Source organism: Delftia sp. DT-2, assembly GCF_028401915.1.
GTDB classification, from domain to species: Bacteria; Pseudomonadota; Gammaproteobacteria; order Burkholderiales; family Burkholderiaceae_C; genus Comamonas; species Comamonas tsuruhatensis.
In genome coordinates this window covers 362,827-386,795 of sequence record NZ_JAQOTI010000008.1, presented here as the reverse complement: position 1 = coordinate 386,795, position 23,969 = coordinate 362,827, and the positions used below count along the sequence as shown (strand labels likewise).

The following is a 23,969-nucleotide window of genomic DNA, read 5'->3' as shown; positions in this document are numbered from 1 at the left end:
GATCGCTTCAGCGCCCGGCGCCGGTGGGACCCAGGACGGCTGCGGGTTTTCCATCCTGGTTTCGCGCCGGCTCGGCCACGAAGCCTATGCGCGTCAGCCCTGCCGCGTGGGCCCAGCCCATGAGTTCGGCCACACGGCCATAGGGCACGGCCTGGTCGGCACGCAGTTGCAGTTCTGCCTGGGGGTTGCGCGCGCCGAGCTGAGCGAGGCGCTCACGCAGCGCATCCGCCGTGGCGGGCTGGCCCTGCATCCAGAGCGCACCCTTCGCATCGACCTCCAGCAGCAGCGCATCGTCCTCGCCCGCGGCGGCCATGGGCTGGGTGCCCTGGGCCTGGGGCAATTGCACGCGCAGCGAGGCGGCCAGCATGGGTGCCGCGAGGATGAAGATGACGACGAGCACCAGCATCACATCCACCAGCGGGGTGACGTTGATGGCGTGCATGGGCTGGGAGGAGCTTTCCTTGCCGCTCAGTCGTCCAAAGGCCATGTGTGCTCCTGGCGAGCCGCCCCGTCAGGGCGCTTCCATGGGGCCGGCCGGCAGGCCGGCGACGGCCATGCCGTCATCGTGCGGCGCCTGCTCGGCCGGCTGGGTGCCGAACAGGGCCTGCAGGTCATGGGCAAAGCCTTCCAGCATGGCCTCCATCTGGGCCGCGGCCCGGCCCAGCAGGTTGTAGGCCAGCACGGCCGGCAGGGCCACGGCCAGTCCGGCCGCCGTCATCACCAGGGCCTCGCCCACCGGGCCGGCCAGTTGTTCGATGCCGATCTGCCCGCTGCCCGCCAGCGTGGCCAGCGCGTGGTGAATGCCCCAGACGGTGCCCAGCAGGCCGACAAAAGGTGCCGTGGCGCCCACCGTGGCCAACAGGGTCTGGCCCCATTGCAGCTGGTGGCTGGCCGATTGCAGCGCCTGGCGAAGCCCCCGCGTCAGGCGGACGGAATGCGCCGCGCGTCCCGCAAGCGCCAGGCCGCTGCCCATGGGCGCCAGCGCCTGTGTCACGGCCTCGGCCATGGGTGCCACCAGTTGCTGGCGATCCCCCTCGCCCATGCGGGCCTGGCCCGAGGCCAGGTCCGGCGCGCTCCAGAAGGCCGCAATGGCCTGGGGAACGCGGCGCCGGCTGGCGGCCATGAACCAGACCTTCCAGACGATGACCACCCAGCTGGCCACCGACAGCGCCAGCAGCAGCAGCGCCGTGCCGCGCGCGACGGCATCGCCTTGCTGCCACCAGAGCCAGAGTGGACCGCTCATGGTCTTACCTTGCCCGTGCTGCGAGCCTCGTCACAGGCCCAATACGGCGTACATGTCGTACTGGCCGCTGGTCTTGCCCGCCAGGAAGCGCGCGGCACGCAGGCTGCCCTGGGCATAGCCGGCACGGCTGCTGGACTTGTGCGAGATCTCGATGCGCTCGCCCGTGCCCGCAAACAGCACCGTGTGGTCGCCGATGATGTCGCCACCGCGCACGGTGGCAAAGCCGATGGTGTTGTCCTCGCGCGCACCGGTGTGGCCGAAGCGCTCGTAGACGGCGCGGTCGGCCAGCTTCGTGCCCTGGGCTTCGGCGATGACCTCGCCCATCTTGAGGGCGGTGCCCGAAGGCGCATCCACCTTGTGGCGGTGGTGGGCCTCGACGATCTCGATGTCGTAGCCGCTGGACAGGGCCTTGGCCGCCATCTCCAGCAGCTTGAAGGTCACGTTCACGCCCACGCTCATGTTGGGCGACAGCACCACGGCCGTGCGCTGGGCGTACTCGGCGATGCGGGCCTTTTGCTCGTCGCTGAAGCCCGTGGTGCCGATGACCAGCCTGACGCCCAGTTCGGCGCAGATGGCCAGGTGCTCCAACGTGCCCTCGGGGCGCGTGAAGTCGATCAGGCAGTCGGCCTTGGACAGCGCGGCGCGCACATCGCTTTCGATGACGATGCCGCTGGCCAGGCCCAGGAAGGCCGAGGGATCGGTGCCCAGCGCAGGGCTGTCGGGACGGTCCAGCGCGGCGGTCAGCGCAAGGTCATCGCTTTGCGCGATGGCCTCGATCAGCATGCGGCCCATGCGGCCGGAGGCGCCGGCCACGGCCACGCGCAGGCGCTGGTTGTTGCTGGAGGAAGTGGCGGTCGTGGCGTTCATGTCGGGAAAGAGATGCAAAGGCTCAATGCGTGGAAAGTGGACTGCCCGGGCGCACGGCAGGCACCGCGGCAGCCGCCATCCACGGAAAAACGCCCGCATGCCTTGCGGCGCGCGGGCGGCGATATCAGCGGGCGCCGGGCTCCAGTGGCGGATAGCTGGCCGCCGCGGGCGGCGGCTCGGCGGCCACGGGCTCTTCGACCGGCTTGGCAGCGGGGAACTTGGACAGTTGCTCCTCGCTGGCTTCCAGCTGAGGAATCTTGCCCAGCTTCTTCTTGGAGCCCAGGCTGGCGACGAATTCGGCCTCGGTGGGCATCTCGTCGCCTTCGGAGCGGGCGAACAGGTCGCCGTTGAAGAAGACGGTCAGCTTGCGCACCTGGGAATCGACGCCGGGACGCTTGATGGTGAACACATATTCCCAGCGGTCGGCGTGGAATACGCTGGTGACCAGCGGCGTGCCGAGGATGTCACGCACCTGCTGGCGGCTCATGCCGGGCTGCAGGGCCTCGACCTGTTCGCGGGAGACGAAGTTGCCTTGGACGACCTCGACCTTGTAGGGAGTGACGACATTGGCGACTCGGTGCGCGGCGCCATCGAGGCTGCTGCAGCCTGCCAGCGCCACCCCGATCAACAGCATCAGGGCCGCACTGGCGCGGCAACGGGCTTGAACATGCATTGGTATCAGCATAGGGATATGATCGTGGATCATTGTAGCGGCTGGTCCCCGGGGCTTGCGATCATGCGACGCCCCTGGCACCAGGGCCATTTTGTTCGCCGTCCCGCACCTGCCGTGGTGGCAGCCCAGCGGGCAGTCTCTGCCAAAGACCCAGACATGAAGAACATCGACGAACTCAAGAGTACCGGCCTGAAGGCCACGCTGCCCCGCCTGAAGATCCTGGAGATCTTCCAGACGGGTGCGCAACGCCACATGACGGCCGAAGACGTGTTCCGCGTGCTGCTGGACGAGCGTTCGGACATCGGCCTGGCCACGGTCTACCGCGTGCTCACGCAGTTCGAGCAGGCAGGCATCCTCATCCGCAGCAATTTCGAGAGCGGCAAGGCCGTCTACGAGCTCAATGAAGGCCAGCACCACGACCACTTTGTCTGCACCAGCTGCGGCAAGGTCGAGGAGTTCTACGATCCCGATATCGAAAAGCGCCAGAACCTGATCGCCAAGGCCAAGGGCTGGGTGATCCAGGACCATTCGATGGCCCTGTACGGACAGTGCGCTGAATGCGCGAGCCGGCCCAGCAAATAAGGCAGGGTCCCTCAGAAAAAGCGGAGTGCTTCACACTCCGCTTTTTTTTGCCTTTTACTTTTTGCTACCGGCGCTTTACAGGGCGAAGCACATGGGTGGAGGATGCTGGCGTCCAATGGATGCCCCCTACCCACCGAGACACCATGCGCCGCACTTCGCCGTTCGCCATCGCTCTCACTTTCTCCGCCATCGTCCTGGCCACAGGCTGTGCGCCCTTGCAGGCCCCGCCGTCGTCCGCAGCGGCCGCGCTACAGGGAGTGGCCGAGGCACCGCTCACCGCCGCGCAGCGCCAGCAATGGCTGGACCGCGTCACCTGGGGCGCCACCGACAGCGAGGATGCGCAGCTGCAGCGCCTGGGCCTCAAGGCCTGGCTGGCCCGGCAACTGCAGCCGGGGCCTCAGCCGCTGCCTGCGCAGGCGCAGCAGCGCATTGATGAGCTGGGTATCAGCCAGCGCCCCATGGACCAGGTGCTGCTGGAGCTGGGCGACCAGCGCAAGGCCGTGCAGGAAGCCGCATCGGCCGATGAAAAGGCCGCGCGGCAGCAGGCCTACCAGCGCACGCTGAACCAGCTGGGCAGCGATGCCCAGAAGCGCTTCGTGATCCGCGCGCTGTACTCGCCGGCACAGCTGCAAGAGCAGATGACCTGGTTCTGGATGAACCATTTCAGCGTCAGCCTGCGCAAGGCCGATATCCGCGCCTGGGTGGGCGACTACGAGGAGCAGGCCATACGCCCGTATGCGCTGGGCAGTTTCCGCAGCCTGCTGGAGGCCTCGCTGCGCCACCCGGCCATGCTGCGCTACCTGGACAACGCCAGCAATGCGGCGGGCCGCATCAACGAAAACTACGCGCGCGAGCTGCTGGAGCTGCACACCATGGGCGTGGGCAGCGGCTACACCCAGGCCGACGTGCAGGAGATGGCGCGCATCCTGACAGGCGTGGGCATCAATCTGCAGCCGGCCGGCACGCCGCCGCCGCGCATGCGCGCCGGGCGCCAGGGCGACTACCTGCGCTCGGGATTCTTCGAGTTCAATCCCAACCGGCACGACTACGGAGCCAAGACCTTCCTGGGCCAGCCCCTGAACGCACGCGGCATGGCCGAGGTCCAGGAGGCGCTGGACCGCATCGTCGCCGCGCCGGCCACGGCGCAGTTCATCGCGCACAAGCTGGCGGTGTTCTTCATTGCCGACGATCCGCCGCCGGCCCTGGTGCAGCGCACGGCACAGGCCTTCACGCGCAGCCGGGGCGACATCGCAGCCACCGTGGCAGCGCTGCTGACCGATCCGGAGGCCGCGCGCTTTGGCCGCAAGTTCCGCGATCCGCTGCACTACGTGCTGGCCGCCACGCGGCTGTCGGTGGACCAGCGCGTGGCGGCCGACGTGGCGCCCGTGCTGGGCTGGATCAACCGGCTGGGCCAGAACCTCTACGCGCATGAGACGCCGGACGGCTATCCGCAGATGCAGTCCGACTGGGCCAGTTCGGGCCAGATGGCGGCACGCTTCGAGGTGGCGCGCCAGATCGCCACGCGCAGCGCCGTGCTGTTTCGCGCCGACCCCAAGGAGGCGCTGGAGAAGCCGCCCTACCCCATGCTGTCGGAACGGGCCAGCGTGCGCCAGCGCCTGCCCCAGTGGAGCCAGGCCACGCAGGCGGCACTGGCCCAGGCCCGCAATCCGGCGGACTGGAATACCTACTTCCTGTCCGCACCCGAGATGATGTTCCGCTGAACCCCGGAGACTTTCCATGCAGCGACGCCACTTCCTGACCATGGCATCGGCCCTGCCCTTTGCCGCCCACCTGGGCCGGCTGCAGGCGGCCGCCCTCCAGCCAGCCACGCCGCGCCTGCTGCTGGTGTTTCTGCGCGGTGCCTATGACTGCAACAGTCTGCTGGTGCCCACGCACAGCGACTTCTACTACGAGGCCCGTCCCAGCATTGCCATCCCCCGTCCCGGCGAGGCCGGCGGCGCGCTGGCGCTGGATGGCCGCTGGGGCCTGCACCCGATGCTGGAGGACAGCATCCATCCGCTGTTCCAGGCCGGCCAGGCCTGCTTCGTGCCCTTTGCAGGCACGCACGACCTGTCGCGCAGCCATTTCGAGACACAGGACTCCATCGAACTGGGCCAGGGCCTGGACGGGCGCCGCAGCTACCAGTCGGGCTTTCTGAACCGGCTGGCCCAGGTGCTGGGGCAGGACGGGCGGGGCCCGGTGTCGCCCATGTCGTTCACGCCCCAGTTGCCACTACTGCTGCGTGGCAGCCTGCCGTCCGCCAACATGGCCCTGGCGTCCGTGGGCAAGGGCGGGCTGGACGATAGACGCAGCCAGGCCATTGCCGCCATGTACGCAGGCACTGCCCTGGGCACTGCCGTGCAGGAGGGCTTTGCCGTGCGCGATGCGGTGCAGCGCAGCGTGCAGGAAGAGATGGACCAGGCCGGGCGCGACGCCATCAGCGCGCGGGGCTTTGCGCTGGTGGCGCAGCGCATGGCGGCCCTGATGCGCGAGCGCTTCGACCTGGGCTTCGTCGATGTAGGCGGCTGGGACACGCATGTGGCCCAGGGCGGCGCCACAGGCGCGCTGGCCGGACGGCTGGACGAGCTGGGCCGGGGCCTGGCCGGTTTTGCCCAGGAGATAGGTCCCGAGGCCTGGCGCCATACGGTGGTGGTGGTGATCAGCGAATTCGGCCGCACCTTCCGCGAGAACGGCAACAAGGGCACGGACCACGGCCACGGCACGACCTACTGGCTGCTGGGCGGCGGGCTTTCCGCGCGCGCGGGCGGTCGCATCGTGGGAGAGCAGGTCGAGGTCAACCAGAAAAACCTGTTCCAGAACCGCGACCATCCCGTGCTCAACGAGTACCGCGCCGTGCTGGGCGGCCTGTTCCAGCGCATGTATGGACTGAGCCCGGCCCAGCTGCAGCGTGTCTTCGAAGGCGCGACGCCCCGCGACCTGCAACTCGTCTGACTACGGCAGCGCCTGCGGCGGCACTGGCACGCCGGACAGCTTGTCGGGATTGCGCAGCGTGTAGATGCGGCGGATCAGGCCGTCTTCGACCAGCAGCGTCTGCACGGATTCCAGCTCGCCGTCGATGCAGCGCAGCAGGCCCGGCAGGCCGTTGATGCGAGCCAGGTGCAGGGTCTGGCGCTGGCCGTTGCGCCGCATGCGGCGCGTGGTGGCGAAGTACAGCAGGGCCAGGCGCCGGCCGGTCTCCAGCACGCGGCCGAACGAGGGCACCTTGCCGCCGCCGTCGCTGATGAGTTCGGCATCGGGCGCGAACAGCGCCTGGATCTGCGCAAAGTCCCCACCCTGCACGGCCTGCGCAAAGCGCTGCAGCAGCGCGGCATGGGCCTCGGGCGGCGCCGCAAAGCGCGGGCGGCCGGCCTGAACATGGGTGCGGGCGCGGTGCACGAGCTGGCGGCAGGCGGCCTCGCTGCGGCCCAGGGCCTGGGCAACCTCGGCATAGTCGGCATCGAAGACCTCGCGCAGCAAAAAGGCGGCGCGCTCGTCGGGCGTGAGCTGCTCGAGCACGAACATCAGCGCCGTGGACACGTCGTGGGCACGCTCCAGCAGGTCTTCGGCCGAGGGTGCGGACTCCTCGGCCCAGGGCTGGACCAGGGGCTCGGGCAGCCAGAAGCCCTGGTAGTGCTCGCGCTCGGCGCGCAGGCGGCGCAGCCGGTCTATGGCCAGGCGCGTGGTCACGGAGACCAGCCAGGCCTCGGGCTGCTCTATGCCGGCGCGCTCGGCGCCATGCCAGCGCAGCCAGGCCTCCTGGACCAGGTCCTCGGCATCGGCGCGCTGGCCGAGCATGCGGTAGGCCAGGCCGAACAGGCGCGGGCGGTGGCGCTCGAACAGGGCCAGGGGATCGTCGGTGGCGGAGGAGGTCTGCATGCCATCAAGACGCGGGAGCGTGGCGTTGTGTGACAGACAGGGCCGGCATGGTGCTCGGTGCCTTGGTGACTCAGTGGGGCTGCGGAGCCTGCAGCACGCTGGGATCGGTGTGGATCAGCTCCAGCGGGTAGCGGCGGCCGGCCAGGTAGTCCTCTATGCTTTGCATCACCAGCGGACTGCGGTGCTGGGCGGTGCAGGCCTTGAGTTCGTCCAGCGTCATCCAGACCGTGCGGATGATGCCGTCGTCCAGCGGCTGGCCGGCCCGGAAGTCACCCAGCTCGCCCGTGAAGGCAAAGCGCAGATAGGTGATGTCGGAGCCGGTGCGCGTGCGCACGAAGCGGTTCAGGTAGACGCCGACCAGGGCCGTGGGCACGAAGTCGTGCGCCGTCTCCTCATCGACCTCGCGCACACAGGCGGTGATGGGCGACTCGGCAGGGTCGAGATGGCCGGCGGGGGTGTTGTAGCGCACGCCATCGGCCGTGTCTTCTTCCACCAGCAGAAAACGGCCATCGCGCTCAATGATGGCCGCCACAGTGACATTGGGTTTCCAGCGATCGGGCATGGCGCGCATTATGACCAGAGGCGGCCGGCCCGTCCCCGGCCAAAAACCCCATCACCGCGCCTTGCAGACCACCACGCGACACGGCGCCCTGTAGCACCCTGTAGCGCCCCGTAGCACCGCCCTACAGCGGCCGGGCCATGTACAGCGCACCGTCGCCGTAGCTCACCAGGCGCTGCTGCTGCAGCGGGTCGGTCAACGCCTGCACGGCATAGCCATGGCGCTCCCAGTAGCCGCGCGAGCCCTGCACCGACACCAGGGCCGTGTGGCGCAGGCCCTCGGCGCGCGCCCGCTCCCACAGCGGAGCCAGCAGCGCACGGGCCAGGCCCTGGCCTGCGGCCTCGGGGTGCACGGCCATGTCGTGCAGGTACAGGGTGTCGGCCTGCTCGACGGCCTCGAAGTCACCGTGCAGCGGCGTGATCTTGGCCATGAGGCTGCGGTAGGCCGCGAGATAGGCGCGCACACGGCCGTCCTGCTCCAGTGCCAGCGAGCAATGGGCCGTGCCGGCCAGGCGCCGCGCAAAGACCTCGCCGCTCTCGGCATAGTCCTCGCCATAGCAGGCCCGCTGGATGTCCAGCAGACCGGGCAGGTCGGCGGCGGTCAGTGCGCGGACATGGAAGCGGTCAGCGGCAGGCAAGGAAGAGGAGGGAGAAGGCGAACAAGACATGGGCAGGACAGGCAGGTGCCGGAGACAGGCCGCCCAGGGTAAGCGATTGCCCAAGCCCCGGCGCACCCTGCAGGAATCGGTCTCCCGTCAATCCTTCCAGCGCTCGCGTATGTCTTCCAGCTGCGGGCGCAGGCCGATGAACAGCGGCACCAGGCGCGGGTCGAAGTGGGCGCCGGCCTGCTGCTCTATGTGATCCATGGCGTCGTCCACCGTCCACGCGTGCTTGTAGGGGCGTTCCGTGGTGAGGGCATCGAACACGTCGGCCACGGCCACGATGCGCGAGGCCAGCGGGATGTCCTCGCCCGCCAGGCCCTGCGGATAGCCCGTGCCGTCCCATTTCTCGTGGTGGGTCAGCGCGATGCTGTAGGCCATCTGCAGCACCTGGGAATCGTGCTCGCCGATGATCTCGGCGCCGATCTGCGGATGGCGGCGCATGACCGTCCATTCCTCGGCCGTCAGCGGGCCGTTCTTGAGCAGGATGGCATCGGGGATGCCGATCTTGCCCACATCGTGCATGGGCGCGGCGTTGAGCAGGTCGTCCGCCCATTCGTCGGTGCAGCCGGCCGCCAGCGCCAACGTCTTTGCGTAGTGGCTCATGCGGATCACGTGCATGCCCGTCTCGTTGTCGCGGTACTCGGCCGCGCGGCCCAGGCGCTGCACGATCTGCAGCCGCGTGCTGCGCAGCTCGTCGAGCTTGACCAGCGACAGGTGGTTGCGCACCCGCGCCCGCACCACGGGCGCGCGCACGGGCTTGACGATGTAGTCCACCGCGCCCGAGGCAAAGCCCAGGGCCTCGTCCTGTCCGTCCGACAGGGCGGTGATGAAGATCACCGGGATGCGGGCCGTGTCGGCCTGCGCCTTGAGCTGGCGGCACACGGCGTAGCCGTCCAGCTCGGGCATCATGATGTCCAGCAGGATCAGGTCCGGCTGGTGCTGGGCCAGCTGCAGAGCCTTGCGCCCGTCCGTGGCGAACGAGAGCCGGTAATCCTCGCCCAGGATCTGGCGCAGCACATGCAGGTTGGTCGGGTCGTCATCGACCAGCAGCAGGCGCGGGCGCTTGTCCGTTGCCAATAGATTGGGCGCATTCATGCTCTGTCTCCATCGTTCGAGGGCAGTTGCTGCTGCAACTGCTGGGCGCATTCCTGCGCGCGCTCGAAGTCGAAATTATCCAGTGCCTGCTGCAGCGGCTGAAGCTGTTCGGCCGTCAGCATGCGCACGAGGGCCTGCATGGCCTGCCCGTCCAGCTCCCCGCTGTGCAAGGCGGCCACGATGCGCTCCAGCCAGGGCCGGGCATCGGCAGGCAGGGCGGGTGCGCCCGCCTGGGGCGCCGCATCGCCGTCGGCCTGCGCCCACGCATGGCCCTGCGCCTGGCCCGGCGCCTCGCCCGATGCCGCCCCCTGCGCCTCGGCCATCGGCATGGCGGCCGGGTGGCGCTGGCGCAGCTCGCGCGCGACGGCATCCAGCGCCTGGTGCAGCTGGTCGATGAGGGCAAGCAGCTGCGGCTGCCCGGCGCCCTCCTGCGCCAGGCTTTCCAGGCGCGATGCCAGCCGGTACACGGCCTGCAGGCCCAGGTTGCCGGCCGCGCCGCGCACGCGGTGCGCCAGGCCGATCAAGGCCTCGGGTCCGGGGCGCTGCAGGGCACGGCGCAGGCGGTCGGCCAGGTCCAGCTGTTCGTTGAGGAAACGCCGAATGGCGGCCACCAGCGGATCGACCCGGCCCCACAGCGCAATGCCCGAGGCCCAGTCCACCGTGACATCAGGCAGCCCCGGCTGGGCGCTGGCGGGCGCGGGCGGCCTGGCCTCCTTGAGCGCCACCTGCAGCGACAGCAGGCGTGCGATCTCGGCCTGCAGCCGCGCCATGTCCAGCGGCTTGGAGGCAAAGCCGTCCATGCCGGCGGCGGTGGCGTCGCTGCGGTCCTTCTCCAGCACGCTGGCCGACAGCGCGACGATGGGCACGGGCCGGCGCTGCAGCTGCCGCTCCCAGACACGGATGGCGCGCGCCGCCGCCAGGCCGTCCATGCCCGGCATCTGCAGGTCCATCAGCACCACGTCGAAAGGCGGCTCCTGCGCCTGCACGCAGCGCAGCGCCTCGGCACCGTCGTGGGCCAGCACCATCTGGTGGTTCTGGCTGGAGAAGTTGATCTGCAGCAGCTCCAGGTTCTCGGGCACATCGTCCACGGCCAGGATGTGCAGCGGCGGCAGGCCGCGGCTGGCCGCCCCGCGCTCGGACAGCGGGCTCTCGCCGACCGGCAGGGGCAGGCGCACCTCGAACACCGTGCCCACGCCCACCGTGCTGTGCAGCTGGATGCTGCCGCCCATGAGTTCGGCCAGCTGGCGCGAGATGGTCGTGCCCAGGCCCGTGCCGCCGAAACGCCGCGTGGTCGAGGCGTCGGCCTGGGCAAAGGGGTCGAAGATGCGGTGGATCTTCTCGGCCGCGATGCCTATGCCCGTGTCATGCACATCGAGCTGGAGCACGCCCTGCTCGTAGCGCACGCGCAGCAGCACATGGCCGCGTTCGGTGAACTTCACGGCATTGCCCAGCAGGTTCACCAGGATCTGCTGCACACGCATGCCGTCGCCGCGCAGCGCGGCCGGCGTGTGCGGGTCGTAGTCCAGGCGCAGGTCCAGGCCCTTGCGATCGGCCGTGATGCGCAGCGATGCCAGGATCTGCTGGCACAGCTCGCGCACCGAGAAGTCCTCTATCTCCAGCTCCACCGCGCCCTTGTCGAGCTTGGCCGTGTCCAGGATGTCGTTGAGCAGGCGCAGCATGGAGCGCGCCGCGTAGTGCACCGTGTCCAGGTAGCGCGCCTGCGTGGGCTGCAGCGCGGTTTCGCGCAACGCCTCGGTGAAGCCGATGATGGCGTTCATGGGCGTGCGGATCTCGTGGCTCATGTTGGCCAGGAAGGTGCTGCGCGCGGCGGCCGCGGCTTCGGCATGCTCCTTGGCCAGCACCAGCTCCTGGGCCAGCTTGCGCTGGGCGCTGATGTCGGTGAGCAGCTTGACGATCTTGTAGGGCCGGCCGTCGGCACCGCGTATGGGGTTGTAGGTGGCCTGCACCCAGATGCGCCGCCCCTCGTGCCCGCAGCGCAGGAACTCGCCGGCCTGGAACTCGCCCTCGGCCAGGCGGCGCCAGAACTGCACATGCTCGGGCGAATGCGCATAGCCGGGCTCGCAGAACATGCCGTGGTGGCGGCCCGCGACCTCGTCGAGCCGGTAGCCGAACAGGTCCAGGAAATTGCGGTTGGCGCGCAGCACATGGCCGCGCAGGTCGTACTCGATGGTGGCCAGCGACAGGTCGATGGCGCGCACCGTGCCCTCGAACTCGGCATTGCGCGCGCGCGCCGCCGTCTGATCCATGATCACGCCGTCGATCCAGGTCAGTTCGTCCTGTTCGTTGAAGACGCCGCGCCCGGTCTCGGACACCCAGCGCGTGCTGCCGTCGCGGTGCAGCAGGCGGTAGTCGGCGTTGTAGGTCTGGCGCCGCGCCAGAGAATGCGCCACCGCAGCCTCCAGCCGGTCGCGGTCCTCGGCGTGGATGAGCCGGTCCCAGCCCGTGAGGCCATCGGTGAAATCCTGCTCGGTCCAGCCCGTCAACTCCTCGATGGAGCGGCTGAGCAGCAGCGGCGTCCATTTGCCGTCGTACAGGCAGCGGAACGTGGTGCCGGGCACGTTGTTGATCAGGGTGCGGTACTGCTCCTCGCTGCGGCGCAGCGACTGCAGCATCTGGCGGCGCTCGCGGATATCGGTCACAAAGCCCACGTACAGCGGATCGCCGGCAATCGCCACCCGGCCCACGGCCAGGCGCACGGCGATCTGCGTGCCGTCCTTGTGCATGGCGTTGATATCGCGGCTGGAGCCCAGCAGGCCCGCAAAGCCCGTGGCCAGATGCTTTTGCAGCGAGCCGCCATCGCCATCGCAGCCCGACGCGGGCATGAGCAGGCTGGCGCTGCGGCCCACCACCTCCTGCGCCGTCCAGCCCAGCAGCCGCTCGGCCGCGCCGTTGAACGACACGATGCTGCCGCGCCCGTTGATCATCACGATGCCGTCCACTGCCGTCTCCACCACGGCGCGCAGGCGCGATTCGCTGCGCTGCACCTGGCGGTAGATCTGGCGGTAACGCAGCGTCATGTTGACCGCGAACACCAGACCGAAGATCAGCACCACCATGCCGACGATGGAGAACACCAGCAGCGCATGCGTGGGCGACTCCACCTGCGCCAGCACATCGATCTCGGGCTTGAGGCGCAGTGCATACAGGCCCGCATAGTGCATGCAGGAAATGGCCAAGCCCATGACGATGCCGGCCACCAGCGTGGGCCACAGCCGGCCCGTGTTGCCCAGCCTGAAGCGCACCCACAGCGACAGCATGGCCATGCCTGCCGCCACGATCACCGACAGCAGCACGCCCCAGGGGTCGTAGAGCATCGAGGTCCAGGTCTGGGCCGCCGCCATGCCGATGTAGTGCATGGAGCCAATGCCCAGCCCCATGAGCACGCCGCCGCCCACCAGCGCCTGCGTGGACAGCTGCGGCCGCACCATCAGCGTCAGCGCCAGCCAGGACGCCAGCATGCTGGGCAGCATGGACAGCGTGGTGATCCAGGGGTCGTAGTCGCCAAAGGTGCAGGGCACGAAGGCCAGCATGCCGATGAAGTGCATGGCCCAGATGCCCGCGCCCAGGCAGAAGGCGCCCGTGAGCACGCCCACGCGGCGTATGCGCGGCGACGCGGCATCGCGCGCCAGCCCGGCAATCTGCATGGCCATCACCGACGTGGCCACGGCCACCAGCACCGACAGCGTCACCAGGCCCGGATGCAGCCACTGGAACCACTGCGGATGCGGCGCCCAGCCGAGCACGAAAATCTGGTCCCAGCTCATGGCGCGCCCCCGGCATGGCACAAGGCCGCAGCACGCAACCGCCGGCCATCGATAGTTTTTATAACTTTGATGATCATTTTCGATTGGCCATAACTATTTCACGCACCTAGCATGGAGTCTCATCCCGAGGAGAGCCCCATGAGCCGCATCCGCCAGACCCTTCACCACCACCGCCGCACGCTGTTGAAGACTGCCAGCTACTACGTCATCCATGTCACCGTGGCAGCGGCCGTGGCCTATGCCGTGACCCGCAATCTCTGGGCCGCGCTGACGCTCAGCCTGCTGGAGCCCACGGTGCAGGCCGTGGCCTTCTTCTTCCATGAAAAGCTGTGGGAGCGCAGCCTGCGCCGCCGTGCCGACGCGGGCGCCGGCATGGCGCCGCCCGCAGCAGCCACTGCGGCTGCGGCCTGAACCCGCCAGGAGCACGAACATGCCCACGCCCCTGCGGTCTTTCAGCGCGGACGCCTCATTCGGCAATTGGCTGACCGAAACCCTGGCAAGGATGGTCGATGGCGGCACGGGCTGAAACCCGGCCCTGCCGTGGCGGCAAGAGAGGTGGACATGGCGGCGCATGGTGCAAGAACCCGGGAAATGCGAAATCGTTGGTATCAAGGCGCTGCCCGTGCGGCCCATGGCCGGCACGGAATCCATACATGCCTTTCGACCGCATCGGGGCGGACTGAAGCCCCGGCGCCGGTCACAATGCCAAACATTGTCAAGCGCATACGCTGGAAAATATGTGCACAAGCTGTGTGAAAAGCTGTGTATAGCCTCTTCGCAAACCTGTGATTTTCCTCTTGCCAAGGCTGTGGCAAAGCCGTTCATTCACGGTGCACGCCCAGCAGCGCGTCGATGAACACACGGGCTGCACGCCCAGGCACCACGGCACTGCGCCAGACCGCGAAGAAATCGCAGAGATAGAAGAACCGGTGGGGGGCCACGGCCTGCAGCAGACCCTGGCCCTCCATGGCCTGTGCATAGTGGTCGGGCAGAAAGCCCAGGTAGCGGCCCGATCGCACCAGCATGGCAATGGCCTCCTGGTCAAAACCGGTGGCCTGGCGCTGCAGGCCGGCCTGGTGGCTGAGCGCCATGTTGGGCGACTGGTAGCCCAGGCCTGCAAAGGCATGTGCGCCCAGGCTGTCCCAGTCCAGCCCGCCATGGTCGGCGCCATGCAGCGGATGGCCGGGAGCGCAGTACAGCTGCATGCGCTCGCCAAACAGCCGGGCGCTGTCCAGCGCGCCCGAACTGGGTGCAGAGGGCAGCACGCCCACCTGCCAGCGCCCCTCCATCAGTCCGCGCTCGATGGCCTGTATCGAGGCCACGTGCAGCCGCAGGTGCAGTTGCGGCGCCTGATCGTGCAGCAGGCCTATCGCCTCGGGAATGCGTGACTGCGGATTGCCCACGGTCTTGTCGAACAGCGCCACGTCCAGCGTGCCGGCCAGCCGGCCATGGATGTCGTCCACCTGGCCCAGAAACCCCTCCACGCCGCCCAGCAGCTGCAGCGTGGCCTCGTAGATGCGGTGGCCTTCGGGCGTGAGTGCGAAGCCGGCGCGCCCGCGCCGGCACAGCGTCAGGCCCAGGCGCTCTTCCAGGTCCTTCATGTGGCGGCTCAGCGTGGAGCTGCCGATGTTCAGCTCCAGCTCGGCAGCCGACATGCCGCCGCACTCGACCACGGCCTTGAACACGCGCAGCAGGCGCAGATCCATGTCGCCCAGCTGGCCCAGCGCCGCGCGCGCACGGCCATCGCGTGCCCGGCGGCTCGCAGGGGTATCCAGAGAAAATTCCGCCATCGCCATTCGCCTCCCGGTGTGCTTGCCGGACATGGCCACCGCTACAGGGGAGCCACTATAGGGGAGCCACGGGGCGGCAGTGGCGACGGATTCCCCCAATGCGCGCACGCCATGCAGCGACCGGCAGGCGCTTGATCACTTGCAGAAATATGCAAGTAAACCTCGATATCGTGCTCTTCGCGAAATCAAACAGCGCGCTCACAATGGGCCGATCCACATTTCTTCCCTAGGCTCGAGGAGATCGCCATGACCCTGGTTCCCACCGAACAAAGCGCCGCCCCCGCCACGCGCACCGATGCCGCCTGGCTCGAGGCCCACTGGATGCCCTTCACCGGCAACCGCGAGTTCAAGGCGCGCCCGCGCATGATCACCAGCGCCCAGGGCGCCTACTACACCGATGCCGACGGCCGCAAGATCTTCGACGGCCTGTCGGGCCTGTGGTGCTCGGGCCTGGGCCATGGCCGCCGCGAGATCGCCGAAGCCATCGGCCGCGCGGCCCAGCAGCTGGACTATGCGCCGGCCTTCCAGTTCGGCCACCCGGCCTCGTTCGCGCTGGCCAACAAGATCAAGGAGCTGACGCCCGCAGGCCTGGACCATGTGTTCTTCACGGGCTCGGGCTCGGAAGCCGCCGACACGGCGCTGAAGATGGCACGCGCCTACTGGCGCGCCAAGGGCCAGGGCGGCAAGACCCGGCTGATCGGGCGCGAGAAGGGCTACCACGGCGTGAACTTCGGCGGCATCTCGGTCGGCGGCATGGTGGGCAACCGCAAGACCTTCGGCCAGGGCGTGGAGGCCGACCACCTGCCGCACACGCAGCCGGCGCTGGGGTCCTTCCACAAAGGCATGCCTGCCACCGATGGCCGCGCGCTGGCCGACCGGCTGCTGGACCTGATCGCCCTGCATGACGCCAGCAACATCGCAGCCGTCATCGTCGAGCCCTTCTCGGGCTCGGCCGGCGTGGTGATTCCGCCGGCCGGCTACCTGCAGCGCCTGCGCGAGATCTGCACGCAGAACAACATCCTGCTGATCTTCGACGAGGTCATCACGGGCTTTGGCCGCTGCGGCGCCATGACGGGAGCCGAGGCCTTCGGCGTCACGCCCGACATCATGAACATCGCCAAGCAGGTGACCAATGGCGCCCAGCCCCTGGGCGCCGTGGTGGCCAGCAAGGAGATCTACGACACCTTCATGGCAGCGGGCGGCCCCGAGTACATGCTGGAGTTCCCGCACGGCTATACCTACTCGGCCCACCCCATTGCCTGCGCGGCGGGCGTGGCCGCGCTGGACCTGCTGCAGCGCGAGGACGGCCCGGGCCGCGTGCGCGCGCTGGCCCCGTTCTTCGAGCAGGCCGTGCACAGCCTCAAGGGAGCAAAGCATGTGGCCGACATCCGCAACTTCGGCCTGGCTGCGGGCTTCACCATCGAGTCGCTGCCCGGCGAGCCGGCCCGCCGTCCCTACGAGATCGCCATGAAGTGCTGGGACAAGGGCTTTTACGTGCGCTACGGCGGCGACACCATCCAGATCGCACCGCCCTTCATCAGCGAGAAGGCCGAGATCGAGCGGCTGGTCAGCGCCCTGGGCGATGCCCTGACCGAAACGAACTGAGCATCTCCGGCACATGAGAAAAGCCCCTGGGCCGTGAGGCCACAGGGGCTTTTTTGCATGGCAACGGCAAGGCTGCGAAATCAGTCCAGCGTGATGCCCGCGTTCTTGATCACATCGCGCCACTTGTCCACTTCCACGCGCAGGAACTGGGCCGAGGCATCGGGCTTGAGGCCCGAGGGCAGCACGCCCATGGCGTCCAGCTTTTCCTTGACCTCGGGCGCGGGCAGGGCCTTGGCGATCTCGGCGTAGAGCCGGTCCACGATGGGCTTGGGCGTGCCTGCGGGCACGGCCGCGAGGAACCAGGCATCGGCCGTGAAGTCCTTGAGGCCGGCCTCCGACATGGTGGGCACGTCGGGCATGGACTGCAGGCGTTCGTTGTGGGCCACGGCCAGCGCGCGCACCTTGCCGGCCTTGAGCTGCGCGGCAATGGTCACGGCCGTGAGAAAGCCGAAGTCGGTCTCGCCGGCGGCCAGCGACACCACCGAAGGCGCGCTGCCCTTGTAGGGCACGTGGCCGATCTTGACCTTGGCCTGCATGGCATACAGCTCGGCGCCCAGATGGTTGGGTCCGCCCGTGCCCGACGAGGGGTAGTTGAGCTTGCCGGGCTGGGCCTGGGCCGCCGCCGTCAGCTCCTTGAGCGAGTGGAACGGGCTTTGCGCGCCCACGGTGAGCACCAGCGGGCTGCGCGCCACCAGGCTGATGGGCGCGAAGTCGCGCAGCGGGTCATAGGGCAGCTTGGTATACAGGCCCTTGGCCATGGCCATGCAGCCCACGTCGCCCAGCACCACGGTGTAGCCGTCGGCCGGCGCCTTGGCCACCAGGTCGCAGCCGATGGTGCCGTTGGCACCGGGCTTGTTGTCCACCACCACCGTGGTGTGCATGCTCTCGCCCAGCTTTTGCGCCAGCAGGCGGCCCAGGATGTCGGTGGAGCCACCGGGTGCGAAGGGCACGACCAGGCGAATGGTCTTGGACGGATAGCTGCCTGCGCCCTGGGCATGGGCGAGGGGCGCCGCCAGCGTGGCCGCCAGCGCCAGGCCGCCGGCCAGGGCGTGCCACAGGGCTGCGCGGCGCACCGGGGTGCGGGAGGATGCGAAAGGGGTTTGTCTCATGCTGTTGTCTCGTGAGGGGGATGCGTGAAGGCCAAGCGCGCGGCAGCATACCAGCAGCGGGCAGCGCGAAACGCGTGGCGTGGGGCGCCGATGACCGGTGCGGGACAGCTCAGGAGGCCGCGCGCTTGCGTGCGGCAGCGGGACGCGCGGACGTGGCCTTTGCAGGCGACTTTGCCGGAGCCTTCGCAGCCGTCTTTGCGGAAGCCTTTGGGATGGTTTTTGCGGGGGCCTTTGCCGGGGCCTTCGCGGTGGCCCTTGCGCTCGCCCTTGCCGTTGTTTTTGACGCAGTCCCTGGCGCTGTCGCCGCGGCCTTTTCCACCGGCTGCACGGCGCGTCGCGGACGCGGGCTGCGCAGGCTGTCGGCATCGAGGATGAGCCGGCCCTGGATGCGGCCCTTCATGCGCTTGACGCTGCTGGCCGCATCGCGCATGTGCTCCTGCATCAATGCGCGCACCTTCGCAGCATCGCGCTCGCGCGCGGCCTGCACGATGCTGCGGTGGAACTGCGCATTGGCCTCGCCGAAGCGCCGGTGCTCGGCCTGCGGAGTACGGTTGGCGAAGACGATGAGCTGGCGGATCATCTCGTTGATCAGCTCGCAGGTGAAGCGCAGGAACGGGTTGGGGTTGGCGGCCGCCAGGATGTCGTGGAAGTTCACGTCCTCGCGCCGCTGGCTCACCAGGTCGTCGCTGCTTTGCGTGGGATCGCAGCAGGCGATGCTGTGCTCCAGGGCCTCGAAATCGGCCTCGGTCAGATGGGGCACGGCGCCTGCCGCCAGCTCGGGCTCCAGCATCTGGCGCACCGTGTAGATGTCGTCGATGGTCACCTCCTGGAAGAACAGGTAGTTCTGCATGAACTGCAGCGTGCGGTCCAGCGGCACCTCGACGACCGTGCCACCGCCCGAAGGGCCGGTGGAGATGGTGATCAGCCCCTGCACTTCCAGCGACTTGAGAGCCTCGCGGATCGTTCCCTTGCTGACCTGGAACTGGGCCTGCAGCTCGCTTTCGCGCGGCAGGCGGTCGCCGGGGCTGAGGTTCTTTTCGGTGATCAGGCGCTTGATCTCCTGGGCCACCAGATCCGGGCGCTTGAGCTGCCGGATCGCCAGGGGGGCCGACTTGGGTGTAGCCATTGTTGTGTTCTCCGGAAGGGCACCGGATCGTGTCCGCGCCCAGTCTGCATACGGGTTTGGTGCAGTATGCACCGCCATGGCGCGTGGGCGTTTGCGCCTAGGGTTAGCACGCGCCCTATTCCTTCTATTTATCACTATAAATATGAATCAAGGAGCCTGCACGCACCCGTTTCGACTGGCATGCAACTTGCTCTGAAAAGCGTACCCGGGCCGCAGCGCCTTCAGTCCCCATCACGGAGATCCCATGCAACGTCGTCACCTCCTGCAACTCTCGGCACTGGGCGCATTGCCCGCATCGCTGGGCCTGGGCCGCAGCGTCTGGGCGCAGTCCAAGGACAGCATCCAGTTCGCCTGCCCCGTGCCCATGTCGGGCGCCTTCGCGGCCAACGGCAAGTACGCGGACCTGGGCATGAAGCTGGCCATAGAGCAATACGGCAAGGCGCTGGGCCGCCCGCTGGCCTACACCGTGCTGGACACCGAGGGCAAGCCCGCCACGGCCGTGCGCAAGCTGCAGGAGTCTTCGCAGCAGCAGGGCACGCGCTTTTTCGCAGGCGGCATCCTGTCGTCGGAGGCGCTGGCCATGGGCAAGGAGGCCGAGAAGGCCGGCGGCATCTTCATCACCACCGCAGGCGCAGACGAGATCACGGGCAAGGACTGCAACAGCGCCACCTTCCGCTGGTCGGCACCCACCTTCGGCGCCATCGAGCAGACCGTGCGCCCGCTGATCGAATCCCTGCCCAAGGCCAAGCGCTGGTACACCATCACGCCGCAGTACGTGTTCGGCGACGGCCTGCTCACGGCGGCCAAGAACATCTTCAAGGAAAAGGGCATCGAGCATGTGGGCAACAGTTACCACTCGCTGACCGAAAAGGAGTTCAGCGGCTACCTGACCAATGCCGTGGCCGCCAAGCCCGACGTGCTGCTGCTGCTGAACTTCGGCGCCCAGTCCTCGGACACGCTGCGCCAGGCCATCAGCTTCGGCATGAACAAGAACATGACCATCCTGATCGCCTGGGCCTCAGGGCTGGAGCAGTTCGAGTCGCTGGGCGCTGACCTGTGCGACGGCGTGTACTTCGGCGCCCAGTACTGGCACACGGTGGACACGCCGCTCAACCGTGATCTGGTGCAGCGCTGCAACGACAAGTTCAAGGCCAATCCCAACTACAGCCTGGCCGGCCACTACATCTGCACCAAGCTGATGATCGATGCCATCGTCAAGGCCGGCACGGTCGACCCCAAGGCCGTGGTCGCCGCGCTGGAAGGCATGAAGTACCAGGGCCTGACGGGCGAGGAAGAGGTGCGCAAGGCAGACCACCAGGTGCTCAAGAACTACTACCTGCTCAAGGGCAAGGCCAAGTCCAAGATGAAGAACAAGGACGACTACGTGGATGTGGTCAGCTCCGGCAAGTCCTTCCTGCCCGTAGACCAGACCGGCTGCAAGCTGGTTTGAGATGGAAGGCACCCCCTGAGGCGCTGCGCGCCTTCCCCCTCTCCTTCGGGAGGGGGACGACACCCTCGCGGCGGGGCGGCCCTTGCTCGGTGTCCCTGAGTTGGGCCGTGCCAGTTCAAGGGCTCAGCCCTGTGTCGCACGAGGTTCAAACCATCGCGCATTCCGCGCCGCCTCCTTCGTCCATCGTTTCGGACCCTGTATGAGCATCTATCTGCTTCAGACCATCAACGGGATCGGCATAGGCATGCTGTATTTCCTGTTGGCCGTGGGCCTGTCCATCGTTTTCGGCCTGCTGCGTTTCGTGAATTTCGCGCACGGTGCCTTCTACCTGCTGGGCGCCTATTTCTGCTACCAAATGACGCGCTGGGGCATGAGCTTCTGGCTGTCCCTGGTCGTGGTGCCGCTGGCCGTGGGCGCGCTGGGCTGGCTGGTGGAAAAGCTCATGCTGCGCCATGTGTATGCCAAGGCGCATGAGTTCCACATCATCGTCACCGTGGGCCTGGCCCTGGTGGTGCAGGAGCTGGTGATCGTGCAATGGGGCCCGCTGGGCGACAGCGTGGCCGTGCCCGATCTGCTGCAGGGCGTGGTGATGTGGGGCAGCTTCGTCTATCCCAAGTACCGGCTGTTCGTGATCGGCTTCACCGCCGTGCTGGCCGTGCTGCTGTGGTGGCTGCTGGAAGGCACGCGGCTGGGCAGCGCGGTGCGCGCGGGCAGCGAATCGACCGAGATGGTGTCCCTGCTGGGCGTGAACGTGCTGCGCATCTTCAGCCTGGTGTTCGCGCTGGGCGCAGCCACGGCGGCGCTGGCCGGCGTGCTGGCCGCGCCCATACGCGGCGCAGAGCCCTTCATGGGCGTGGAGGCGCTGGGCGTGGCCTTCGTGATCGTGGTCGTGGGCGGGCTGGGCAGCTTCGGCGGCGCACTGGTCGGCGGCCTGCTGATCGGCATCGTGCAAAGCGTGATGAGCACGCTGTGGCCCGAGGGCGCGCGCCTGATGATCTACGTGGCCATGGCCGCCGTGCTGCTGCTGCGACCCCATGGCCTGCTGGGCCGCAAAGGATGAAGACCATGACCAGGCATTCCCATCTCCTTCTCGCGCTGGCCATCGTGGTGGCCATGCCGCTGTGCATGCAGTCGGGCTCGCTGGCCAGCGAAGTGCTGATCTTCGGCCTCGCGGCCATGGGCTGCAATCTGCTGCTGGGCTACACGGGGCTGCTGTCCTTCGGGCAGGGCATCTTCTTCGGGCTGGGCAGCTACACCATCGCCCTGCTGCTGACACGCTGGCCCCTGCCCATGCCGCTGGCCCTGCTGGCCGCCACCGCCATGGGCGCCGTGGGCGCGGCCATCGTCGGCTGGGTGGCCATACGCCAGCGCGGCACCTATTTCGTGATGCTCACCCTGGCGTTTGCGCAGATGTTCTACTTCATCGCCTACTCGGCCACGGACATCACCGGCGGCGACAACGGCCTGCTCGATGTGCCCCGCCCCGCCCTCGCGGTGGCCGGCCAGACGCTGTGGCCGCTGGCCACGCCCTGGCAGTACTACGGCTTTGTGGCCGTGCTCTTTCTGGTGGTGTTCTGGCTGCTGCGCCGCGTCTGCGACTCCATGTTCGGCCGCACGCTGCTGGCCGTGCGCGACAACGAGGAGCGCGCCGCCGCCGTGGGCTACGACCTGAGGCTGCTGAAGCTGCAGGCCTTCGTGATCTCGGGCGCGGTCACGGGCCTGGCCGGCGCGCTGCACGCCATGATGACGGGCATCGCCCCGCTGTCCAACGCCGAGTACCACACCAGCGAAATGATCCTGGTGATGACCGTGATCGGCGGCACGGGCAACCTGCTGGCCTCGGTGCTGGGCGCGGCCTTCTATGTGCTGCTGGGCGACTGGCTGTCCACGCTGTGGCCGCGCTGGCTGCTGCTGCTGGGCGTGGTGCTGATGATCGTGAGCCTGGGCCTGCAGCGCGGCCTGTGGGGCCTGGGCGAGAGCCTGTGGGCCCTGGTGCGCCGCAAAGGGCCGGCAGATGCCGAGGCGGCCGCTGCAGAAACCAAAGGAGGCCAGGCATGAGCGCCACAGCATCTCCCATCCTGCTCGAGGCCGTGGGCGTCGAGAAGCGCTATGACAAGTTCGTCGCCCTGGGCGGCGTGGACCTCAAGGTCCGCGCCCACACCGTGCACTCGGTGATCGGCCCCAACGGCGCGGGCAAGACCACCCTGTTCCACATGCTCACGGGCACCAAGAGCGTGAGCGGCGGGCGCATCGTCTTCGACGGCCACGACGTGACGCGCGAGCCCGACCACCGCCGCGTGCGGCGTGGCATGGCACGGTCCTTTCAGGTCACCAGCCTGTTCCTGACCCTGCCCGTGCGCGAGAACCTGCGCCTGGCCGCCCAGGGCGTGGCGCCCGCCAGGGCGCTGGACTGCTGGAACGCGCCCGTGGGTGCTCGCGCCCTGGCCGACACCGTGGCCAGCGTGCTCTCGCGCCTGGGCCTGGAGCGCCATGCGGACACGCCGGCCGGCAACCTCTCGCACGGCCAGCAGCGGCGGCTGGAGGTGGGCATGGCCCTGGCCGCGCGGCCCAAGGCCATCTTCCTGGACGAGCCGACCTCGGGCATGGGCATCGATGACCTGGACGAGATGAAGCGCCTGATCCAGGGCCTCAGGGATGAGCACACCGTGGTGCTCATCGAGCACAACATGAACATCGTCATGGACATCTCCGACACCATCACCGTCATGCAGCAGGGCCGTGTGCTGGCCGAAGGCCTGCCCCACGAGATCCGCGCCGACGAGCGTGTGCGCAGCGCCTATCTGGGCAACATGATCACGGGAGGAAAGGCATGAGCGGTCCCCTGCTTTCGGTCGAGGGCATACACGCCCACTACGGCAAGAGCCATGTGCTGCAGGGCGTGTCGCTGCAGGTGCAGGACGGCGAGCTGGTCACGCTGCTGGGCCGCAACGGCGCGGGCAAGACCACCACGCTCAAGTCCATCGCAGGCGTGATGCAGCCCTCGCAGGGGCAGATCCGCTTCGGCGGCGAGCCCGTGCACCGGCTGGCCACGCACCAGGTGGCCCAGCGCGGCATCTGCCTGGTGCCCGAGCACCGCGGCATCTTCAAGCTGCTCACGGTGGAGGAGAACCTGATGCTGGGCCAGCGCAAGCGCTCGCCCTGGCAACTGGCCGACATCTACCGCATCTTCCCGCGCCTCAAGGAGCGGCGCGGCAACGGCGGCGGCCAGCTGTCGGGCGGCGAGCAGCAGATGCTGGCCATAGGCCGCGCCCTGATGAACGCGCCGCGCCTGCTCATGCTGGACGAGCCCGTCGAGGGCCTGGCGCCCGTGATCGTGGAGGAGATCGTGGCCCAGCTCAAGACCATCAAGGCCGCTGGCGTGGCGATCTTGCTGGTGGAGCAGAACCTGGAGGTCTGCACCCAGCTGGCCGACCGCCACTACATCATCGAACAGGGTGCGATTGCGCACGAGGCAGGCAATGCCGCTTTCCTGGCCGATGACGCCATCAAGGACCGGTATCTCGGTGTAGGGATCGCCTGATCCACCG

General features: G+C 68.3%; 22 protein-coding genes. 10 read left to right on the top strand and 12 right to left on the bottom strand.

The genetic code is table 11. The features are described 5' to 3' along the window. Nucleotides 1-7 precede the first annotated feature (7 nt). The 4 genes from PO605_RS17010 to PO605_RS16995 form a co-directional block, all read right to left on the bottom strand. The gene (locus tag PO605_RS17010; protein ID WP_016447209.1) at nt 8-487 is read right to left on the bottom strand and encodes an ExbD/TolR family protein; all 480 of its coding nucleotides are present in this window, start codon (nt 485-487) and stop codon (nt 8-10) included. A 24-nt stretch (nt 488-511) separates the two neighbouring features. Then, the gene (locus PO605_RS17005) at nt 512-1,243 is read right to left on the bottom strand and encodes a MotA/TolQ/ExbB proton channel family protein (RefSeq protein WP_047474548.1); all 732 of its coding nucleotides are present in this window, start codon (nt 1,241-1,243) and stop codon (nt 512-514) included. A 30-nt stretch (nt 1,244-1,273) separates the two neighbouring features. Next, entirely contained in the window at nt 1,274-2,110 is an 837-nt protein-coding gene (gene dapB, locus PO605_RS17000; RefSeq protein ID WP_017407286.1) for a 4-hydroxy-tetrahydrodipicolinate reductase, read from the bottom strand. Nucleotides 2,111-2,234: 124 nt separating this feature from the next. Further along, the gene (locus PO605_RS16995) at nt 2,235-2,783 is read right to left on the bottom strand and encodes an outer membrane protein assembly factor BamE (RefSeq protein ID WP_016447212.1); all 549 of its coding nucleotides are present in this window, start codon (nt 2,781-2,783) and stop codon (nt 2,235-2,237) included. Between the two features lie 156 nt (nt 2,784-2,939). Here PO605_RS16995 and fur point away from each other — a divergent pair, with 156 nt between their 5' ends. The 3 genes from fur (at nt 2,940) to PO605_RS16980 (ending at nt 6,317) form a co-directional block, all read left to right on the top strand. Further along, the gene (fur, locus tag PO605_RS16990; RefSeq protein WP_013804774.1) at nt 2,940-3,365 is read left to right on the top strand and encodes a ferric iron uptake transcriptional regulator; all 426 of its coding nucleotides are present in this window, start codon (nt 2,940-2,942) and stop codon (nt 3,363-3,365) included. Nucleotides 3,366-3,508: 143 nt separating this feature from the next. Continuing rightward, a complete protein-coding gene (locus tag PO605_RS16985; protein WP_047474549.1) occupies nt 3,509-5,086 on the top strand; it encodes a DUF1800 domain-containing protein in 1,578 nt (525 codons plus the stop codon). 16 nt (nt 5,087-5,102) lie between these two features. Then, a complete protein-coding gene (locus PO605_RS16980; protein ID WP_017407283.1) occupies nt 5,103-6,317 on the top strand; it encodes a DUF1501 domain-containing protein in 1,215 nt (404 codons plus the stop codon). Here the strand turns inward: PO605_RS16980 and sigJ are convergent, their stop codons facing one another. The 5 genes from sigJ to PO605_RS16955 form a co-directional block, all read right to left on the bottom strand. Continuing rightward, the gene (gene sigJ, locus PO605_RS16975) at nt 6,318-7,241 is read right to left on the bottom strand and encodes an RNA polymerase sigma factor SigJ (RefSeq protein ID WP_047219249.1); all 924 of its coding nucleotides are present in this window, start codon (nt 7,239-7,241) and stop codon (nt 6,318-6,320) included. Nucleotides 7,242-7,311: 70 nt separating this feature from the next. Beyond that, complete coding sequence (locus PO605_RS16970) at nt 7,312-7,812, bottom strand: NUDIX hydrolase (protein WP_017407282.1); 501 nt, start codon at nt 7,810-7,812, stop codon at nt 7,312-7,314. A gap of 112 nt (nt 7,813-7,924) precedes the next feature. Continuing rightward, the gene (locus PO605_RS16965; RefSeq protein WP_043791589.1) at nt 7,925-8,467 is read right to left on the bottom strand and encodes a GNAT family N-acetyltransferase; all 543 of its coding nucleotides are present in this window, start codon (nt 8,465-8,467) and stop codon (nt 7,925-7,927) included. An 87-nt stretch (nt 8,468-8,554) separates the two neighbouring features. Then, nucleotides 8,555-9,556 (bottom strand): HD-GYP domain-containing protein, encoded by a 1,002-nt coding sequence (locus PO605_RS16960; protein WP_016447218.1) that lies wholly within the window; start codon nt 9,554-9,556, stop codon nt 8,555-8,557. After that, the gene (locus tag PO605_RS16955; protein WP_160850961.1) at nt 9,553-13,341 is read right to left on the bottom strand and encodes a PAS domain S-box protein; all 3,789 of its coding nucleotides are present in this window, start codon (nt 13,339-13,341) and stop codon (nt 9,553-9,555) included. The genes PO605_RS16960 and PO605_RS16955 overlap by 4 nt, the downstream gene beginning before the upstream one ends. Before the next feature lie 138 nt (nt 13,342-13,479). On the opposite strand from PO605_RS16955, the gene PO605_RS16950 reads away from it, so the two are divergent. Further along, nucleotides 13,480-13,752 carry a DUF2061 domain-containing protein gene (locus PO605_RS16950; protein WP_047474758.1) on the top strand — a complete coding sequence of 91 codons (273 nt, stop codon included), beginning with the start codon at nt 13,480-13,482 and terminating at the stop codon, nt 13,750-13,752. A 410-nt stretch (nt 13,753-14,162) separates the two neighbouring features. On the opposite strand, the gene PO605_RS16945 is transcribed toward PO605_RS16950, so the two are convergent. Continuing rightward, nucleotides 14,163-15,131, bottom strand: coding sequence for a LysR family transcriptional regulator (locus PO605_RS16945; RefSeq protein WP_046238008.1), 969 nt, complete (start codon nt 15,129-15,131; stop codon nt 14,163-14,165). 246 nt (nt 15,132-15,377) lie between these two features. Here PO605_RS16945 and PO605_RS16940 point away from each other — a divergent pair, with 246 nt between their 5' ends. Then, nucleotides 15,378-16,736: an aspartate aminotransferase family protein gene (locus PO605_RS16940; protein ID WP_016447223.1), complete on the top strand. Its 1,359-nt coding sequence runs from the start codon at nt 15,378-15,380 to the stop codon at nt 16,734-16,736. Between the two features lie 80 nt (nt 16,737-16,816). On the opposite strand, the gene PO605_RS16935 is transcribed toward PO605_RS16940, so the two are convergent. Then, a complete protein-coding gene (locus PO605_RS16935) occupies nt 16,817-17,845 on the bottom strand; it encodes a Bug family tripartite tricarboxylate transporter substrate binding protein (RefSeq protein ID WP_016454212.1) in 1,029 nt (342 codons plus the stop codon). A gap of 109 nt (nt 17,846-17,954) precedes the next feature. Then, entirely contained in the window at nt 17,955-18,971 is a 1,017-nt protein-coding gene (locus PO605_RS16930) for a FadR/GntR family transcriptional regulator (protein ID WP_047474760.1), read from the bottom strand. Nucleotides 18,972-19,215: 244 nt separating this feature from the next. On the opposite strand from PO605_RS16930, the gene PO605_RS16925 reads away from it, so the two are divergent. The 5 genes from PO605_RS16925 (at nt 19,216) to PO605_RS16905 (ending at nt 23,962) form a co-directional block, all read left to right on the top strand. Beyond that, complete coding sequence (locus PO605_RS16925) at nt 19,216-20,421, top strand: ABC transporter substrate-binding protein (RefSeq protein WP_034365479.1); 1,206 nt, start codon at nt 19,216-19,218, stop codon at nt 20,419-20,421. A 199-nt stretch (nt 20,422-20,620) separates the two neighbouring features. Beyond that, nucleotides 20,621-21,481 carry a branched-chain amino acid ABC transporter permease gene (locus PO605_RS16920; protein ID WP_012207821.1) on the top strand — a complete coding sequence of 287 codons (861 nt, stop codon included), beginning with the start codon at nt 20,621-20,623 and terminating at the stop codon, nt 21,479-21,481. Between the two features lie 5 nt (nt 21,482-21,486). Beyond that, nucleotides 21,487-22,479: a branched-chain amino acid ABC transporter permease gene (locus PO605_RS16915; RefSeq protein WP_016447228.1), complete on the top strand. Its 993-nt coding sequence runs from the start codon at nt 21,487-21,489 to the stop codon at nt 22,477-22,479. Continuing rightward, entirely contained in the window at nt 22,476-23,255 is a 780-nt protein-coding gene (locus PO605_RS16910) for an ABC transporter ATP-binding protein (protein ID WP_047474763.1), read from the top strand. Before PO605_RS16915 ends, PO605_RS16910 begins: the two co-directional genes overlap by 4 nt. Then, nucleotides 23,252-23,962, top strand: a complete 711-nt coding sequence (locus PO605_RS16905; protein WP_017404300.1) for an ABC transporter ATP-binding protein — start codon at nt 23,252-23,254, stop codon at nt 23,960-23,962. Before PO605_RS16910 ends, PO605_RS16905 begins: the two co-directional genes overlap by 4 nt. Nucleotides 23,963-23,969 lie beyond the last annotated feature (7 nt).

What these genes read in the sequence shown, in the direction of transcription:
- PO605_RS16950 (WP_047474758.1), top strand. Translation starts at nt 13,480, where the DNA reads ATGAGCCGCATCCGCCAGACCCTTCACCACCACCGCCGCACGCTGTTG.
- PO605_RS16960 (WP_016447218.1), bottom strand. Translation starts at nt 9,556, where the DNA reads ATGAATGCGCCCAATCTATTGGCAACGGACAAGCGCCCGCGCCTGCTG.
- PO605_RS16925 (WP_034365479.1), top strand. Translation starts at nt 19,216, where the DNA reads ATGCAACGTCGTCACCTCCTGCAACTCTCGGCACTGGGCGCATTGCCC.
- PO605_RS16980 (WP_017407283.1), top strand. Translation starts at nt 5,103, where the DNA reads ATGCAGCGACGCCACTTCCTGACCATGGCATCGGCCCTGCCCTTTGCC.
- PO605_RS16920 (WP_012207821.1), top strand. Translation starts at nt 20,621, where the DNA reads ATGAGCATCTATCTGCTTCAGACCATCAACGGGATCGGCATAGGCATG.
- PO605_RS16955 (WP_160850961.1), bottom strand. Translation starts at nt 13,341, where the DNA reads ATGAGCTGGGACCAGATTTTCGTGCTCGGCTGGGCGCCGCATCCGCAG.
- PO605_RS16965 (WP_043791589.1), bottom strand. Translation starts at nt 8,467, where the DNA reads ATGTCTTGTTCGCCTTCTCCCTCCTCTTCCTTGCCTGCCGCTGACCGC.
- PO605_RS16940 (WP_016447223.1), top strand. Translation starts at nt 15,378, where the DNA reads ATGACCCTGGTTCCCACCGAACAAAGCGCCGCCCCCGCCACGCGCACC.
- fur (WP_013804774.1), top strand. Translation starts at nt 2,940, where the DNA reads ATGAAGAACATCGACGAACTCAAGAGTACCGGCCTGAAGGCCACGCTG.
- PO605_RS16995 (WP_016447212.1), bottom strand. Translation starts at nt 2,783, where the DNA reads ATGCATGTTCAAGCCCGTTGCCGCGCCAGTGCGGCCCTGATGCTGTTG.
- PO605_RS16985 (WP_047474549.1), top strand. Translation starts at nt 3,509, where the DNA reads ATGCGCCGCACTTCGCCGTTCGCCATCGCTCTCACTTTCTCCGCCATC.
- sigJ (WP_047219249.1), bottom strand. Translation starts at nt 7,241, where the DNA reads ATGCAGACCTCCTCCGCCACCGACGATCCCCTGGCCCTGTTCGAGCGC.
- PO605_RS16930 (WP_047474760.1), bottom strand. Translation starts at nt 18,971, where the DNA reads ATGGCTACACCCAAGTCGGCCCCCCTGGCGATCCGGCAGCTCAAGCGC.
- PO605_RS16915 (WP_016447228.1), top strand. Translation starts at nt 21,487, where the DNA reads ATGACCAGGCATTCCCATCTCCTTCTCGCGCTGGCCATCGTGGTGGCC.
- PO605_RS16945 (WP_046238008.1), bottom strand. Translation starts at nt 15,131, where the DNA reads ATGGCGGAATTTTCTCTGGATACCCCTGCGAGCCGCCGGGCACGCGAT.
- PO605_RS17005 (WP_047474548.1), bottom strand. Translation starts at nt 1,243, where the DNA reads ATGAGCGGTCCACTCTGGCTCTGGTGGCAGCAAGGCGATGCCGTCGCG.
- PO605_RS17010 (WP_016447209.1), bottom strand. Translation starts at nt 487, where the DNA reads ATGGCCTTTGGACGACTGAGCGGCAAGGAAAGCTCCTCCCAGCCCATG.
- PO605_RS16905 (WP_017404300.1), top strand. Translation starts at nt 23,252, where the DNA reads ATGAGCGGTCCCCTGCTTTCGGTCGAGGGCATACACGCCCACTACGGC.
- PO605_RS16935 (WP_016454212.1), bottom strand. Translation starts at nt 17,845, where the DNA reads ATGAGACAAACCCCTTTCGCATCCTCCCGCACCCCGGTGCGCCGCGCA.
- PO605_RS16970 (WP_017407282.1), bottom strand. Translation starts at nt 7,812, where the DNA reads ATGCGCGCCATGCCCGATCGCTGGAAACCCAATGTCACTGTGGCGGCC.
- PO605_RS16910 (WP_047474763.1), top strand. Translation starts at nt 22,476, where the DNA reads ATGAGCGCCACAGCATCTCCCATCCTGCTCGAGGCCGTGGGCGTCGAG.
- dapB (WP_017407286.1), bottom strand. Translation starts at nt 2,110, where the DNA reads ATGAACGCCACGACCGCCACTTCCTCCAGCAACAACCAGCGCCTGCGC.